The sequence below is a fragment of the Acinetobacter sp. GRABPA_MV_2 genome (genome assembly GCF_056725885.1).
Genome location: NZ_JBWZNA010000017.1, coordinates 1 through 17,489, shown reverse-complemented (window position 1 = coordinate 17,489; position 17,489 = coordinate 1). Strand labels below are relative to the sequence as shown.

Here is a 17,489-nt window from a genome sequence, read left to right as displayed (position 1 = left end):
AATGAATTACACCAACAATAAGCGAATTTTGACTCACTCCGCTTTAGTGCTTGCCATGCTTGGTGCCTTGGCAGGCTGTGAAAGTGATAATGATGACACATCGGTTCCTTCTACAAACAAACCACCGCAGTTATCTCCTGCTGTAGGCGTAAAAATGACAGGAAGCTGTACGGACTTACTCGGATTTCAATACAACAATACGGTCATTAGCTCCTCCACTCTTCAAGAGGCAGGCACATTAACTGTCGCCAATAAACCGATTGGCGCTCATTGTTTGGTTAAAGGTTATATGGATCAACGTGTAAGCCCTGTGGATGGACAAACTTATCAAATTGGTTTTGAAATGCGCTTACCGATAGACTGGAACGGCCGTTTTCTCTATCAAGGCAATGGTGGAACCGATGGTAATTTAGTACCTGCAACGGGTCAGGTCGGTAGCGGTGGTCCACTGACCAATGCCCTGCATAATGGTTTTGCTGTTATTTCTTCCGATGCAGGACATAATGCTTCACAAAATCCAATGTTTGGTTTAGACCCTCAAGCCAGAATTAACTACGGCTACGGTGCGATTACCAAACTCACACCTATGGCAAAAAACCTAATTAAAGCCGCATATGGTAAATTGCCAGACCGTTCCTATGCAGGCGGTACATCGAACGGTGGGCGTCATGCCATGATTGCCGCAACTCGTTTGGGTGATCAATATGATGGAATTTTGGCAAGCACACCGGGTTTTCACCTACCTCGTGCAGCCGCGGCTCAACTCTACACAGCTCAACAGCTTCGTCGTGTCGCAATAGATGAAAATGACTTAAGTACCGCTCTTACTCTTCCAGAGCGTAAAGTTTTAGCAAAAGCGATTTTAGATCGATGCGATGCTCTAGACGGTGTTGCAGATGGCTTGGTTCAAGATGTCGAGGCTTGCCGTACAGCTTTTGATATTCACAAAGATGTACCCGTTTGCTCAAGCACAAGAGATGGTACTTGTTTAAGCACCGAACAAATTGATGTATTAGCCAACATTTACCGTGGCCCTGTAAACTCTACTGGACAAGCGCTCTATGCAACTCAGCCTTTCGACCCCGGTTTAGTCGGCAGTAACTGGGCAAGCTGGAAATTCGAATCTTCGGTCGGAACAGCGCGTGACCCAGTTGCAGTCGGCATTCTTTTTCAAGTCCCACCAGACCCAACTGTGACTCAAAATTCTAGACAATTTGCCTTTAATTTTAACTTCGATACCGATTATCCAAAACTATCGGCAACCAATGATGTGTATACCGAAAGTTCGATGTCATTCATGATACCACCTGATGAATTGAATCTAGATAAACTCCGTAATCACGGTGGAAAAATGATTGTGGTACAAGGCACAGCAGACGGCGTCTTCTCTGTAGATGACACTCAAAATTGGTACGATCAACTGCTACAACACTATAAAAATGATGCAAAAAGTACAGCACCTGAATTCGCACGTTTCTTTAGAGTTCCAGGTATGAACCATACCCGCGATGGCATTGCAACCGACCAATTCGATGCATTGACTGCCTTAGTCAACTGGGTCGAATATGGGCAAGCACCTGACAAAATCATTGCAACCGCACGCGGCGCAGGTAACCCAAGTGGTCAAATCAATACTGAGCTTCCACAAGACTGGGCGCCAGACCGCACCCGTCCACTTTGTCCTTACCCACTGATTGCCCGTTACAATGGTCAAGGTAATAGCGAAAAAGCTGAAAACTTTAGCTGTAAATAGCACCCTAAAAATTAAAAGAGAGCTTAAATAAGCTCTCTTTTTTATCTTAGTCTTAGCTCAAGCTTTACTGCTTAAACTTTTTAATACTTTTAGACAAATGAGCTCGCATCATTTGTCGGGCCAATAAACCGTCCTGATCGACAATTGCGTTATAAATATTGACATGATCATGATGAACCGCTTTTAAATATTCTTCGCGGTTTTCTGGGCTTTGCTCAATAGATTTTAAGCGTGCACGCGGTATAATTTTTTCACCGAGATACTTTAGAAAATCAACGAAATATTGGTTTTCAGAAGCTTCAGCAATGGCAATATGGAAATCATAATCAGCTTTTACCGTGCCATCATTTGCATCTGATGAAATATGGCGTTCAAAGTCTTCAAGCGCAGCTTTCATTTTATCAATATGGATTTGCTTACGGCGCTCAGAGGCTAAAAAAACAGCTTCAGACTCAAGGCTAATTCGAAGCTCAAGTAAAGAAACAATATCGTTAATAGTTTCTAAACTGGCATTAGACAGCAAAAAATTCTGTTCAACAGTTTGCTCTTTTACAAAAGTACCAATCCCGTGACGAGTTTCGACAAACCCTAAAGAACGCAATTCAGTAATTGCTTCACGAATAACGGAACGGCTTACTTCAAAAGTTTCAATTAATTCAAGTTCGGTCGGAATTTTCTCTCCGACTTGGAAATCTCCAGACTGAATTTTTTCGATCAGTTGTTCTACAATAATCTGGCTTAGTTTTTTTGTTGATCTAGGTTTAATTGCACTAGACATAATCTGAAGAACTCATGAAATGTTGAAAAAATTAGAAAATTCATTTTACTATAAACTTAGACGATAGTCATATTCGGTTTTTATACCTCTAAGTTATTAAAATCAAAATATTTTATCTCCCTTATCAAGCTCTCACATATATTTAAAAAGTAAGCAACTTGTACTTCTGTTGATATTTAATAATGCGTTGAATAAGTTAAAAAATATGCAGCTCAATAGCGTTGATTGAGCTGCACAACTTTTAAAGTTGAGCCTGACTTAACTGCCCATTGACCAGACGAGTAATCTGTAGTGGATTATTATCTTTTAATGCATCGGGTAATAAAACTTGTGGTGTATTTTGGAAACATACCGGACGCAAGAAGCGCTCAATTGCTCCCGTACCTACCGAAGTTCCGCGTGCATCACTGGTTGCAGGGAAAGGGCCACCATGCACCATGGCATCAGACACTTCAACTCCTGTCGGGAAACCGTTAAACAATACACGGCCAGCTTTACCAGTTAGCAAATGAAGAAGTTCGCCTGCTTCGGACAACTCATTTTCATCACCAATAATCGTTGCCGTGAGCTGTCCACCTAAAGCTTCTATTCCTTTTAATAAAGTCGCTTCATCCTCTACGCCAATCACAATCGACATTGGCCCGAAAACTTCATGTTGTAGTTTTGGGTTGCCTGACAGTAAAACAGATTGGTCCGCTTTAAATAGATGTGCTTTTGCTTGAGAAACTAGCTCGGCCTCTTGACCTGTCGCAATAACTTCAAAACCAGCTTCGCTGTTTAGAGCATCAATACCTTGACGGTAACTTTTTAAAGTACCTTCATTCAACATAACCTGAGGCACAGCTTTTTGCGTGCTTTCAGCTAAAGCTGCTACGAAACTCTCAAATTCAGGACCTTGTACGCCTAAAATTAACCCTGGTTTTGTACAGAACTGACCACATCCCATATTGAATGAAGCAACCGTATCCTGAGCAATTTGTTCACCACGAGAACTCAGCGCTTCAGATAAAACCACTACTGGGTTCACACTCGACATTTCAGCAAAGAATGGAATTGGCTGAGGACGGCTCTGCGCAAGGTTATAAAGCGCCATTCCGCCTTCAAGAGAACCCGTAAAACCAGCTGCCTGAATCAGTGGATGTTCTACCAAGTTTGCGCCAATACGGCCACCAAAAATCATATTGAATGTGCCTTTAGGCATATCGCAAACTTCGATTGCTTTTTCAATGGCTTCTGCAACAAGCTCAGCAGTCGCCATATGGCCAGAATGTGCTTTAAAGACAACCGGACATCCTGCTGCTAAAGCAGCTACGGTATCACCGCCTGCAGTTGAAAATGCAAGTGGGAAATTACTCGCGCCAAATACAGCAATCGGTCCTACCCCAACTTTATACTGACGTAGATCGACACGCGGTAAAGGCTTACGTTCTGGCAATGCCACATCAATACGGGCACCATAAAAATCGCCACGGCGTAAAAGTTCAGCAAATAGTCTTAGCTGACCAGTAACCCGACCTGTTTCACCTTGAAGACGAGCAAGTGGCAAACCTGTTTCAAGTGAAGCGACCTCCTGCAAGTTGGCACCCAATGCTTCAATTTGGCAAGCAATCTCTTCAAGAAAAGATGCACGTTGTTCTTGAGTCGTTTGGCTATAAACTAAAAAAGCGTTATGCGCAGCTTGAGCAGCTTGATCCACTTCTTCAAGTGTTGCCTGACTAAATACATAACCTGTTGGCTGATAGTCTTTTGCACCTATACTTTCTAAAGCTGGTGCATTTGCAGCAACGCGTTGGCCATTAATAAACTGCCGACCGTTATTTTTACTCATTTTAAAGCTCCACTACCTAAACAGTTAAATTATTGCGGACCGAGTGTCGCAATAAGCGCGGCCAAATCTTCATAGTCTGCTTGAGTTAAATCACTTAATGGTGGACGCACAGGACCAGCATCGTGGCCAACAATTTTGACACCTGCTTTAATCATGCTTACCGCATAACCTGATTTACGGTCGCGAATTTTAATCAATGGCAAGAAGAAATCTTTAATCAAACGATTGGTTGTTTCAAAGTCATCACTGCGAAGTGCGTTATAAAACTCCATAGCAGTCTTTGGAATAAAGTTAAACACAGCTGACGAGTAAACTGGGCAACCTAAAGCTTTATAAGGCGCTGCAAAAACTTCTGCTGTTGGTAAACCACCTAAATACGACAACCGATCACCCATAGTCTGAGTCACGGCCGTCATCATATCGATTTGACCGGAGCTGTCTTTAAAACCGATTAAGTTCGGGCACATCTCAGTTAACTTTTGGATTGAATCGAGATTTAATCTTGAAACGCTACGGTTATAAAAAATTACGCCAAAGTCTACTGAGTTACATACTTGCTTAACGTGTTCAATTAAACCTTCTTGGCTTGCTTCAGTTAGGTAATGCGGCATTAACAAAATACCGTGTGCCCCTAAACGTTCCGCTTCTTGTGCTTGAGCAATCGCCTGACGTGTCGGGCCACCTGCCCCGGCAATAATCGGTACACTACCTTTACAAGTATCGACCGCTGTTTTAATTACTTCAGAATATTCATTGCCAGTTAACGAAAAAAACTCGCCTGTACCACCCGCAGCAAATAATGCACTTGCACCATAAGGTGCTAACCATTCAAGACGTTTTGCATAAGAAGATTTATTAAAGTCCCCATTTTGGTCAAAGTCAGTAACCGGAAAAGAAAGAAGGCCATCAGAAACAATGTTTTTTAACTCAAGAGCATCCATTAGAAAATATCCATACATGTTTATGTTGTCAGACATCTTACATCATAAATTTTATTTTAATCAATATCTTTTTTCTTTTTAAAATTAATTTTTTTATAGCAATAAAAAAGCTGCCCCAAAGGACAGCTATCAATTCAATATTTAAATACAAATCGAGTCAGATTAACGAACCAAACATGGCTTTTTATTATTAAAAGTCCAATTAGGAATTAGAAATTGCATCGCATCCGCATCATTACGAGCTCCTAAACCTTTTAATTTATAAAGTTCATGGGCTTGATTAATTCGGTCCCAATCAAGTTCGACACCAAGTCCCGGTGCTGTTGGTACCTGAATTTTACCGTCTTTAATTTCAAGCGGTGCTTTAGTCAGTTGATCTGTACCTTCTTGCCAAATCCAGTGCGTATCAATTGCCGTTACCTTACCTACTGCAGCGGCTGCAACATGAGTAAACATGGCAAGGGAAATATCAAAGTGATTATTTGAATGCGATCCCCACGTTAAGTTATACATTTTACATAACTGAGAAACACGCACCGAACCTTCCAACGTCCAGAAATGCGGGTCAGCTAAAGGAATATCAACAGATTGCAATTGAATACTATGCGACATTTCCCGCCAGTCAGTAGCAACCATATTCGTGGCGGTCGGTAACCCCGTTGCTCGCTTAAACTCAGCCATAATTTCACGGCTTGAATAACCTTGTTCTGCACCGCACGGGTCTTCTGCATAGGCCAACACGCCTTTAAGATGTTTACCCAAAGCAATTGCTTCATCTAAAAACCATGCTCCGTTTGGGTCAAGCGTCACACGTGCTTCTGGAAAACGGCGCGCGATAGCTGTAACAGCTTCGGCTTCTTGTTCGCCCTGTAATACACCACCTTTTAATTTAAAGTCTTTAAAACCATAACGGTCATAAGAAGCTTCTGCTAAACGCTGCACAGCCTCAGGTGTTAACGCTTTTTCATGACGGACTTTATACCAATCATGGTTATGTTGAGGTGTAGTCGCATAGTCTAATGAAGTCTGTTTGCGGTCACCAATAAAGAATAAATACCCTAATACTTCAACTTCACTGCGTTGTTGCCCTTCACCAAGTAAACTTGCAACATTTACATTTAAATGCTTACCAAGTAAATCAAGCAATGCTGACTCATAGGCTGTTACAACGTGAATGGTTGTACGTAAATCAAAGGTTTGATTACCTCGGCCACTACTGTCACGATCAGCAAAAGTTTGCTGAATTTTTTTAAGTAGATTTTTATATTCGCCAATTGGTTGCCCTTCTACCAAGGCTTTAGCATCATTTAATGTCGCTAAAATTTTCTCTCCGCCTGGAATTTCACCTACACCAATATTTCCAGAGTTATCTTCGATAATGAGTATGTTACGAGTGAAATAAGGTCCATGAGCACCACTCAAATTGAGCAGCATGCTGTCATGTCCAGCAACAGGAATTGCTCGAATTGATTTAACGATAGGTGTAGAGGTCGCCATTAAAATACTCCTTGGCATTCTGATACTATTTTTTCATTACCAAAACTTATAAGACATCAGACAACTTGTCAATATAAATCCAGATGAAAATTATTTTTTGAGCCTACTTGTCAAAATAATATTTTTAATCATATGATGTCATACATCTAAAGACGCGGTTTTAGAACTAGGACTATAGAGTAGATACAAAATTCCGTTTTCTCATCTATTCTATCGATGAATTTGACATGACGTCACCTATTTCACGGATATGCAAATAGGTCGATTATTAAAAGAGTTTGTATATGGATAATCTGCAAACAAATATTGCTGTAGTGACTCAGCAAAGAGCCAAACATACAAAAACTCGCTACTACATTCTTGCGATGATTTTTTTGGTCACGGCTTTTAATTACGGTGATCGTGCAACCCTTTCAATGGCTGCAACGCCAATGTCTCATGAGCTGGGAATCGACTCAGTCACCATGGGTTATATTTTCTCGGCCTTTGCATGGGCCTATGTGATTGGTCAAATTCCAGGTGGTTGGCTACTCGATAAGTTTGGTGCTCGCCGTGTATATTTCTGGAGTCTGTTTTTGTGGTCTTTGTTCACTGTTTTAATCGGTTTTACCGACATTTTAGGTGATACTGCGACCATTATTACTTCACTCTTTATACTCAGATTTTTAGTCGGTTTGTCTGAGTCACCTGCTTTTCCGGGTAACAGTAAAATTGCTGCTGCATGGTTTCCAACCAAAGAACGTGGTACTGCAGCTGCCATTTTCAACTCATCCTCTTACTTCTCGACCGTACTTTTCGCTCCCCTCATGGGCTGGCTTGTTGCAACCGTCCACTGGCAGTCTATTTTCTGGGTCATGGGTGGTTTAGGAATCATTCTTTCCTTTATCTGGCTCAAGGTCATTTATAGCCCGACGAATCATCCAACAGTAAATCCTGAAGAGGTCAAATACATTGCTTCAGAAGGTGCTTTACTCGATATGGGCGAAAACAGCCAAAACGCTAAAAAAGAGAAAATTACTTGGAGTAAAGTTAAACAACTTCTTGCTTCACGTATGATGCTCGGTATTTTTATTGGCCAATATTGTGTAAATACACTGACCTATTTTTTCTTGACTTGGTTCCCTGTTTACCTTGTCAAAGAAAGACATCTCAGCATTTTAGAAGCGGGTTTTGCGGCGGTTGCACCAGCACTCTGTGGCTTTGTAGGCGGAATTTTAGGTGGCTTAATTTCAGATAAGTTAATTCGAATGAATTACAGCTTAAGCTTTTCAAGAAAGCTCCCTATCGTAGTCGGCTTCTTGGTTTCAACCTCAATCATTATGTGTAATTACGTCGATTCTCAAGCAGCAATCGTATTCTTTATGTCCTTATCATTTTTCGGTAAAGGAATCGGCTCTTTAGGCTGGGCAGTGATGTCTGACGTTGCACCAAAAGAAATGGTTGGTTTATCAGGTGGAATGATGAATGCATTTGGTAATACGGCAGGAATCGTGACCCCAATTGTGATCGGCTATATCTTGGCAAGTACAGGCTCTTTCAACCTTGCATTAACTTATGTCGGTGTACATGCCATCGCAGCTGTCATTTGCTATACCGTTATTGTCGGCAAAATTCAGCGCTTCGAATTAAAACCTACCTCTTAGAACTTTAAGTCATAACGCTTAACTAACTTAAGCGTTATGACCTCTCTTCAAATGTATACAAGGAACGATCATGCTGAAGCCTCTCCTCATAAAAATTAGTCCTCTCGATAATGTAGCTATTGTAGTGAATGACGGCGGTTTACCACCTCCTACACATATTGAAGAATACCAACTCATCTTGGTTGATCATGTACCACAGGGACATAAAGTTTTATTAAAGTCATTAAAGCAAGGTGAAGCAATTGTTCGTTATGGGGAAATTATTGGCTATGCCAATAAAGATTTACCCGCGGGTTCATGGGTAAATGAAGCCGTTACCCAAATGCCTGAGGCACCTGAGCTAGATGATCTTGAGTTAGCAACTCGTCCTGATCCAAACCTTCCAGCCTTGAGCGGATATACATTTAAAGGTTATAAAAATAAGGATGGTAGCGTCGGCACAAAGAATATTTTAGGTATTACGACCAGTGTTAACTGTGTAGAGGGTATTGTCGATTATGTCGTTAAAATTATTGAGCGCGATTTACTTCCTAAATATCCAAATGTAGATGGAGTAGTTGGATTAAACCATTTATATGGTTGTGGTGTAGCAATTGATGCACCCGCTGCAATTGTTCCTATTCGTACCATACATAACCTTGCACTCAACCCTAATTTTGGTGGAGAAATTATGGTTATAAGTCTGGGCTGCGAAAAAATGCAACCCGAACGACTTTTAAATATTCCCAAAGAAAACAAATATATTCCCCTAGCAAACGAAGATATTATTCAGTTGCAAGATGAACGCCACAACGGTTTTGAAAGTATGGTGAACCATATTTTAACCGTGGCAGAACAACACCTTGAAAAGCTTAATCAACGTACTCGAGAAAAAGTTCCAGCTTCTAATTTAGTTGTAGGCATGCAATGTGGTGGGAGTGATGCATTTTCGGGAGTCACCTCTAACCCTGCCGTTGGTTTCGCAGCTGACCTAATTGTGCAATGTGGCGGCACCGTCATGTTTTCGGAAGTTACAGAAGTCCGCGATGGCATTCACCTACTTACTCCACGCGCAGTAAATGAACAAGTTGCCAAAGATCTAATTCGAGAAATGAAATGGTACGATGACTACTTAGCAGCAGGCCAAGTAGACCGAAGTGCCAATACCACACCGGGTAATAAAAAAGGTGGACTAAATAACATTGTAGAAAAAGCGATGGGATCGATCGCCAAATCGGGCCGCTCACCGATTGTAGAAGTTCTCGCACCGGGTCAAAGACCGACTAAAAAAGGATTAATTTTTGCAGCAACGCCATCAAGTGACTTTATCTGTGGTACGCAGCAAATGGCATCTGGAATTACGGTCCAAGTCTTTACCACAGGCCGCGGTACACCCTATGGGTTGGCAGCCGTACCTGTCATTAAAATGGCAAGCCGAAATAATATTGCAAACCGTTGGTATGACCTGATTGATATCAGTGCCGGCGATATAGCTATTGGGAAGAAAACCATTGAAGACGTGGGCTGGGAGCTTTTTGAAATGATTTTACGCGTGGCTAGTGGTGAGCAGCAAACGTGGTCAGACCATTGGGGTATTCATAACTCACTCGCTGTATTTAACCCAGCACCCGTGACCTAATAAGGTTTATAAGATGAGGTTATATCACCTCATCTTTCTTATTTCCCATATTAATTACGACACATTTCACTAAAACTTAACAGCGCTGCTAAAATAACATCGAAAATTAAGAACTCTATTTCTCTATGCAAAATCAGACTGCTTCAAATCTCCCCTCTACACAACTTGGAAAAGCACTGCTTTGTCTTATGACATCGGCATTATTATTTTCCATTATGGGAGTGTGCATTCGTTTTGCTTCACAAACGGTGGACAATGCGACTGTCGTTTTTTTTAGAAATGCAGTGGGTTTATTTATTTTTATTCCGATGCTCTTTAAACAGGGTTTAGACTTTATTAAAACCGATAAACTCTGGATGCATACTTGGCGAAGTATCGTCGGGCTAGCCGCCATGTATGGTTTTTTCTATGCCATTGCGAACTTAAAACTATCGAACGCCATGGTTTTTAGTTATTCATCTCCTATCTTTATTCCACTGATTGCATGGCTTTTCTTAAAAGAAAAAATTACCAAATCGATGATTTTTGCCGCTGTGATTGGGCTCATTGGGGTTTTATTTGTCGCTAAACCTGACCAAGGTCTATTTAACGCATTATCTTTTATTGGCTTGGGTGCATGCTTTTTATCAGCAATGGCCTTTGTGACTGTAAGAGCTTTAACCAGTACAGAACCACCTGAACGTATTGTTTTTTACTTCTGTGTTTTTGGTAGTTTAATTTCCTCTATTCCAATGTTTTGGCATTGGCGTATTTTCACTTGGCATGAACTAGCACTACTCATTGCCGCAGGACTTTTAGCAAATATAAGCCAACTATTTATGTCTTATGCCTATAGCTTAGCACCGGCAGGACAAATTGGCCCAATGAACTATATTGCTATTATTTTTGCAGGAGTTTGGGGATTTGTTTTTTGGCATGAATTACCGGATCTATTCAGCATTATCGGCATATTTATTATTTTATTTGCGATTTTGCTCTGTAATCCATTTTTGCAGAAAAAGTTACTCTCTCGATTTAAATAACAAACAAACCTTAATCTAATTTAGGTACTGTATTCGATACTCATTTGGTGAAATGCCTGTCCAATGGCGATAGGCTTTTCTAAAATTAGAAGTATCTGAAAAGCCAATTCTCTCAGCAATTTCATCTACGGTTAAAGTCGTCTCTCGCAAATATTCATCAGCAAGACGGCGCCGAGTTTCATCTAATAATTCTTGATAAGTCAGACTAAAACCTGCCAAGCGCCGATGTAAGGTACGCTTTGAGATATGTAAACGTTCAGCCATTTCTTGAGCCGATGGAAAAAGCCCTGTTCCATCCAATAGTATTAAACGAATCGTTTTCACAAGCTCAGGTTCTTCAAGTTCAGCAGCACCTAGCATCCGCTCACAAAACGACTTACACATGTCCGCAGTAATCGGGTTGGCATTTGGGCAAGGTACATCGAGCCACTTTAAATCAAAGTGCCATTGCATCACCCCAGCATTAAATTGAACGGGGCAACGAAACACTTTTTCATATTCTTCTGCATAATCAGGCGCTGGATAGGGCAACAAAAGCTTCTTGGCTTGAAATGGTCCTTCAAGCACCCGTTCAATTAAGGTTTGCATTGAGCTAAACCAAAACTCACACACTAAAGGCAAAAGCTTACCAAGTGCAATAATGTCCTGCCCTTCAAAAACGGCAACATCATCTCGAATATAAAAAGACTTCTTTAAAATAGGCCCTGCAAGCTTAATGTGTCGAATGCCAAGCTCTACCGCTTGTCTAAAATTACGTGAGGAATATAACGCATAACCATACACCCCAAAATCTGACAACCGCTGCTTTTGCCCTGCGCGTAGTCCGATCAAGGGATCATGAGATAGCTTTTGAATATTTTGAAATAGCTGAATTTTTTGGACTTGGGAAATATATAAAGAGGATTGATTCATCGCATCTGGTGAAATATTTGTGCCAGATAGAACATTTGATATTGAATGGTCTTGCGAACCCATTTCATCAAATAAACTGGTCAAACCTAGCAAATATGTATTGGCACCTAAGGATGTATTATCATAATTTCCTTCGATAACCGCATTTGTATTTTTATAAACATTATTAGGCATTTAATTCACACCATCCCTAGAGTGACGTGCATAATGGCACTAAACTACCTCTTGTTGTCTCAATTTAACATCGACCATACAACGCTTCAAGCATAAAGTATGATAAGCAAAAGTATGGAAGGAATAATAATGGAACAGTCTACCTTAAAAGAATATAGCGGCTCTGCCACTGAACATATGGAACTTATTTTTTCCAAACAACGTGCCAATTTTGAGGCAGATCCTTACCCAAGCCTTGAAGCACGCCGCACCAAACTGCATCAACTCAAAAAACAAATTATCCGTTATCAAGATGCTTTAGCTGCTGCGATTAATTCCGATTTTAGTTCTAGATCATTTGATGAATCTAAACTACTAGATTTGCTTGGCTCTGTGTTGGAAGCCGATCATGCCATTCATCATTTACGCCGCTGGATGCGCCCAAGTAAACGCCGTACCGAGCTTTTATTTTTATCAAACCGTTTAAGTGTGCAATACCAACCTAAAGGTGTGGTTGGTGTGATTGTGCCTTGGAACTTTCCCGTTTATTTAGCACTTGGCCCCCTCATTGCCGCTTTGGCTGCGGGCAATCGAGTCATGATTAAGCTGCCTGAAATTACACCGAATACTAATGCCATGCTTCGACGCATGCTTGCCGAAGTTTTTAATGAAGATGAAGTGGCCGTGTTTGGTGAAGAAATTACAGATCCAGCTAGATTCACCACTTTGCCATTTAACCATATTGTATTTACAGGTTCTCCTACCATTGGCAAAGTCGTCATGAGAGCTGCTGCTGAAAATCTAACACCTGTTACACTTGAGTTAGGTGGTAAATCACCGGCCATTGTGAGCCGCAATTATCCACTTGCCGATGCTGCAAAACGTATTACCCATGGTAAAGCAACTAATAGTGGTCAAATCTGTGTAGCGCCTGACTATGCGTTGGTTCCAAAAGAAAGTATTGATGAATTTGTTGAAACTGCAAAATCAAGCTTTATAAAAATGTTTGGTCAAAACATTGAAAATAATGAAAATTACACATCGATTGTAAATGACCGTCATTTAAAACGTATTCAAGATATTTTGACCGATGCACAAGAAAAAGGTGCACGTATTGTTCCTTGTGACACTTACAGCTTTGACCAACAAGGTCGCAGGATGCCTGTACAGATTGTGCTGAATTGCACGCCAGATATGCGCATTATGAAAGAAGAACTCTTTGGCCCTATTTTACCTGTGGTGACTTATGATTCTTTAGATGATGCGATTACCTATGTGAAATCGGACGAACGACCTTTAGCGCTTTATTTCTTTACGCATAGTTCCGTAGAACGTGATCGTATTTTACGTGAAACTCATTCGGGCGGTGTGACCATCAACGATTGGGGTTGGCATGTAGTTAACCATGATGCTCCTTTTGGTGGTATCGGCAACTCGGGCATGGGGTCATATCATGGTGAAGAAGGTTTCCGTGAACTTTCACATGCAAAAACTGTTTTTATTCGTCATCGCTTTTTCCCGACTCAGCTTTTCCACCCTCCTTATGGAACATTTTTACAAAAGTTAGCGATTCGCTTTTTCTTGAAAAAAGGCGATCCGAATATTAAATAAAGAATATAAAAAAAGCCTCGTAATGAGGCTTTTTTATTGGGTTTTAAATAATAAGATTTCTAATAAAATCATTAAAATTTATTTAAATATAATCAACCTTCTGTGCTTTTAAGATATCAAGCTGCAACATCTTTTTCTTTTTATATTTATAGGCAATAAATAAACCAATAAACCAGATTGGTGAGCACTCAAGTGCAATTAAAGTATCATGGTCCAAAGCCAAAATTACGATAGTAAACACTAAAAATAACATAGTCATCCATGCCATAAATAAACCACCCGGCATTTTATATTTTGATTGGATGTGTAGTTCAGGGCTTTTCTTACGATAATAAATATATGAAAGTACAATCAACATAAACGTAAAAATACATAAAATTGAAGTGAGCGCTGAAATAATCGTAAATGCGGTCATAACATTAGGCACAATAAATAAAATAGATGTTCCAACCGTTACGCACGCCATTGAAAATACGAGTCCGCGAATTGGAACTTTTCTTTTTGACAGCTTACTAAAGCTTTTAGGCGCATCATTATCTAATGCTAGACCGTATAACATACGACTGGTCGCAAAGATTCCACTATTTGCAGAAGATAAAGCCGAAGTCGCAACAACAAAGTTGATTAAACCTGCCGCAATTGGTAATCCAACCAAGGTAAACATTTCTACAAACGGACTTTTTTCTGGTGAAACTTTTGCCCAAGATGTGACCGCAATAATACAAACCAACGCGCCCACATAGAACAATAAAATGCGTAAAGGTATAGAGTTAATTGCTTTCGGAAGTGAAGTGTGCGGGTCTTTAGTTTCAGCAGCAGTTGTACCAACAAGTTCAATACCCACAAACGCAAAGATGGCAATTTGAAAGCCTGCCAAGAAACCGGTTACACCATAAGGAAACATCGACTCTGTTTCAAACAAATGGCTCATTGAGGCCTTAATCCCATTTGGAGAAGTAAACCCTGTCCCAATTAAATAAATACCAGCCAGAATAAATAGAATAATTGCAGTAATTTTGATGAGTGAGAACCAAAACTCAAGTTCACCAAAAAGCCGAACGGCCACAAAGTTGAGTATGGTTAAGATGGCCAAGGATGTAAATGCAGGAATCCAAACGGGTAAATCGGGATACCAAAACTGCATGTACCCTCCAATCACAATCACGTCTGCAATCGCAGTAATAATCCAGTTACACCAATACGACCAACCAAGGAAAAACCCCGCCCATGGACCGAGATAAGCTGTTGCAAAATCGGCGAAGGTTTTAAAATTGGTATTCGCAAGCAACAATTCACCCATTGCCCGCATCACGAAGAAAAAGAAGAAACCAATAATTAAATAGGTTAAAACAATTGAAGTACCCGAAACACTTAATGTTTTCCCAGAACCCATAAATAATCCAGTACCAATTGCACCACCGATTGCGATCATTTGAATATGACGATTGGTTAATGAGCGCTGCAATTTCTCTTCTTCTTGCTCAGTCATATGTTGACTACCAAGAAGATCTCCTTCCAGGAACTGCTTTCCGTTATTCTTACTCATGTAATATTTACTCCAATTTATAGCAACCGTCGTAAATGCTTTAATAATAAATAAATTATATGATTATTAATTTAGTCCATTAAACCATTCTAAAGATATTATTAAATCACTTAAGACCTTATAAATTCCTTTTAAAAAGCTATCACCTATAACAATAAAAATTATTCATCATTCCTTTCCTTCGTTATTATATTAGCCCGCTCTTCTCAATATATTTTCAATAAATATTTAAAATATATAAGTTAATTAAATATTTTATTGATTTACCTTTTATATAGAAAAACAGGCTAATTAATTCCAGCTCAGCGAGCAAGATTGTATTTATCCATATACCCATCTTGCGCTAGCGATAATATATTATTCCTTCTTAAATTTGGTGAAATGTGTAGTAATTTCCGCTTAATTAACAGCCATTCGAAAATGTTCAGTCGCTTTGAGTTTATTGACCACTTCTGGACTCGAAATTTGTTTAACTTGAACACTTAGCACCCGAACTAAAGAGCCATTTTCGACATTCAATTGGTTTGCCTGCTCTTTTGTTAACTGCAATATGTTTTGGTGCGGTTTGCTATACACAAGAATGGCGCGATAATTTTCATAGTCATCATTGGCTACAATGTAAGATTCATCACCTACAGCGATATTTTCAGGTTGTTCAATTTGTACCGCTACAGACTGACTTTCTTTAATTGCCCGTAAATTTTCTATATCTGCTTGCAGCGTCGCACCGCCATCAAAAATATCGACATAGCCTTTATAGCGTAGTCCCTCTTCAAGCAAGAGGTTGTAGGCTGGTCGAGTATTTGGGTGAACAATGCCAATCGCAGCTTTCGCATCATCAGGCAACATATCGACATAGAGTGGATGTCTCGGCATCAGCTCAGCAATAAAAGCCTTTTGCCCAACTCCACTTAAATAATCGGCCTTGGTAAATTCAATATTAAAAAACTTATGACCTACCGCATTCCAAAATGGTGACTGTCCATTTGCATCAGAGTATCCACGCATTTCAGCAACAATCGTTTCTTCAAAATATTGACGGAATGCTGAGAGAAATAAGAAACGGACTTTAGATAAAAATTTGCCATTTTTATTTAAGCGATAGTCAGGATCTAAAAATAAAGTACAAAGCTCACTACAGTTGGTATGGTCATTACTCAAATATAAAGTAGGTAAAGCGTTATAAACACTTAAGGGTTCAGATGCATGAACTTGGGTTCCTACATGAAAGTTATACCAAGGTTCTTTTAAACCAAGTGCAACTTCAATTCCGCAAACACCGACAACTTTGTTGAGTTCAGTATCTTCTAAAACAAATAAGTAAACTTGATCTGCTTTTGGAAGTTCACCTGCTACGGTTTTACAGGCCCGTTCAATACGTGCAGCCAACTTTTCCATATTTGGCTGCAAAGATGTCAAACCAAAACCCGCTTTTTGAGCCAAGAGATAAAGGTCATTAACATCTTTAGGTTCGATGTAACGAATAATCATCATGCTGCTTGTTCATCCTTTTGCATTTCTACAAAGCGAGCAAGCGCACGTTCAAAGCGTTTTATACCTTCATCAATATCAGCAAATGGAATAATTAAAGATGGCGTAAAACGTACAACATTCGGACCCGCAATAAGACTCAACAAACCTTCTTCGCCCGCAAGGTTATTAATGTCTTTTGCTTTACCAGCGAATTGATCTTTTAAGGCACAACCAATCAATAAGCCTTCACCGCGAATCGTTTTAAAGACTTCATATTTTTCATTTAATTGATTTAAAGCTTTTTTATAGTAGTCATGACGCTCTTTAACGCCATTCAGCACTTCAGGTGTATTAATAAACTCAAATACAGCCCCTGCAACCGCACTTGCTAACGGGTTACCCCCATAAGTCGTACCATGTGTACCAACAGAAAAATGCGGTGCAAATTTATCAGTTGTTAGCATTGCACCTACTGGAAAACCACCACCTAGTGCTTTTGCAGTCGTTAACACATCTGGAATAACACCAGAGTTCATGTAGGCATACAGTGCACCTGTACGGCCAACACCAGTTTGTACTTCATCAAAAATCAGCAATGCACCAAACTCATCACACAGTGCACGTAAACCTTTTAAAAATTCAATATCAGCAGGAATAACGCCGCCTTCACCTTGGATTGGCTCAACAATCACGGCACAAGTTTGCTCATTAATA

The 17,489-nt window shown here is 40.1% G+C and carries 13 protein-coding genes; 5 read left to right on the top strand and 8 right to left on the bottom strand.

Annotation, left to right across the window (positions count from 1 at the left end; all coding sequences use genetic code 11):
- Window position 1: 1 nt before the first annotated feature.
- The gene (locus ACXM0J_RS14225; RefSeq protein WP_086264376.1) at window positions 2-1,753 is read left to right on the top strand and encodes a tannase/feruloyl esterase family alpha/beta hydrolase; all 1,752 of its coding nucleotides are present in this window, start codon (window positions 2-4) and stop codon (window positions 1,751-1,753) included.
- 64 nt (window positions 1,754-1,817) lie between these two features.
- Here ACXM0J_RS14225 and ACXM0J_RS14220 read toward each other — a convergent pair whose 3' ends face one another.
- The 4 genes from ACXM0J_RS14220 to gudD all read right to left on the bottom strand — a co-directional run bounded on the left by ACXM0J_RS14220 (window position 1,818) and on the right by gudD (window position 6,797).
- Window positions 1,818-2,531 (bottom strand): FadR/GntR family transcriptional regulator, encoded by a 714-nt coding sequence (locus tag ACXM0J_RS14220; protein WP_005042034.1) that lies wholly within the window; start codon window positions 2,529-2,531, stop codon window positions 1,818-1,820.
- A gap of 241 nt (window positions 2,532-2,772) precedes the next feature.
- Window positions 2,773-4,359: an aldehyde dehydrogenase (NADP(+)) gene (locus ACXM0J_RS14215; protein ID WP_086264375.1), complete on the bottom strand. Its 1,587-nt coding sequence runs from the start codon at window positions 4,357-4,359 to the stop codon at window positions 2,773-2,775.
- A gap of 29 nt (window positions 4,360-4,388) precedes the next feature.
- Complete coding sequence (gene kdgD / locus ACXM0J_RS14210) at window positions 4,389-5,300, bottom strand: 5-dehydro-4-deoxyglucarate dehydratase (RefSeq protein WP_086264374.1); 912 nt, start codon at window positions 5,298-5,300, stop codon at window positions 4,389-4,391.
- A 162-nt stretch (window positions 5,301-5,462) separates the two neighbouring features.
- Window positions 5,463-6,797, bottom strand: a complete 1,335-nt coding sequence (gudD, locus tag ACXM0J_RS14205) for a glucarate dehydratase (protein ID WP_086264373.1) — start codon at window positions 6,795-6,797, stop codon at window positions 5,463-5,465.
- A 284-nt stretch (window positions 6,798-7,081) separates the two neighbouring features.
- On the opposite strand from gudD, the gene ACXM0J_RS14200 reads away from it, so the two are divergent.
- From ACXM0J_RS14200 to ACXM0J_RS14190, 3 genes are all read left to right on the top strand, one after another.
- The gene (locus ACXM0J_RS14200) at window positions 7,082-8,440 is read left to right on the top strand and encodes an MFS transporter (protein ID WP_047480210.1); all 1,359 of its coding nucleotides are present in this window, start codon (window positions 7,082-7,084) and stop codon (window positions 8,438-8,440) included.
- A gap of 70 nt (window positions 8,441-8,510) precedes the next feature.
- On the top strand, window positions 8,511-10,058 hold the full coding sequence (gene garD, locus ACXM0J_RS14195; protein WP_086264372.1) for a galactarate dehydratase: 1,548 nt from the start codon (window positions 8,511-8,513) through the stop codon (window positions 10,056-10,058).
- Between the two features lie 125 nt (window positions 10,059-10,183).
- Window positions 10,184-11,080, top strand: coding sequence for a DMT family transporter (locus tag ACXM0J_RS14190; RefSeq protein ID WP_262470682.1), 897 nt, complete (start codon window positions 10,184-10,186; stop codon window positions 11,078-11,080).
- Between the two features lie 15 nt (window positions 11,081-11,095).
- Here ACXM0J_RS14190 and ACXM0J_RS14185 read toward each other — a convergent pair whose 3' ends face one another.
- Window positions 11,096-12,166 (bottom strand): AraC family transcriptional regulator, encoded by a 1,071-nt coding sequence (locus tag ACXM0J_RS14185; RefSeq protein WP_086264370.1) that lies wholly within the window; start codon window positions 12,164-12,166, stop codon window positions 11,096-11,098.
- Window positions 12,167-12,295: 129 nt separating this feature from the next.
- Between ACXM0J_RS14185 and ACXM0J_RS14180 the strand changes: the two genes are divergently transcribed.
- The gene (locus tag ACXM0J_RS14180; RefSeq protein WP_086264369.1) at window positions 12,296-13,756 is read left to right on the top strand and encodes a coniferyl aldehyde dehydrogenase; all 1,461 of its coding nucleotides are present in this window, start codon (window positions 12,296-12,298) and stop codon (window positions 13,754-13,756) included.
- A gap of 82 nt (window positions 13,757-13,838) precedes the next feature.
- Here ACXM0J_RS14180 and ACXM0J_RS14175 read toward each other — a convergent pair whose 3' ends face one another.
- From ACXM0J_RS14175 to ACXM0J_RS14165, 3 genes are all read right to left on the bottom strand, one after another.
- Window positions 13,839-15,302 (bottom strand): amino acid permease, encoded by a 1,464-nt coding sequence (locus ACXM0J_RS14175; RefSeq protein ID WP_213034366.1) that lies wholly within the window; start codon window positions 15,300-15,302, stop codon window positions 13,839-13,841.
- Window positions 15,303-15,701: 399 nt separating this feature from the next.
- On the bottom strand, window positions 15,702-16,796 hold the full coding sequence (gene astA, locus ACXM0J_RS14170; protein WP_086264368.1) for an arginine N-succinyltransferase: 1,095 nt from the start codon (window positions 16,794-16,796) through the stop codon (window positions 15,702-15,704).
- A partial coding sequence (locus ACXM0J_RS14165; RefSeq protein WP_304457300.1) for an aminotransferase class III-fold pyridoxal phosphate-dependent enzyme occupies window positions 16,793-17,489 on the bottom strand: 697 nt, incomplete at its 5' end. The genes astA and ACXM0J_RS14165, both read right to left, overlap by 4 nt.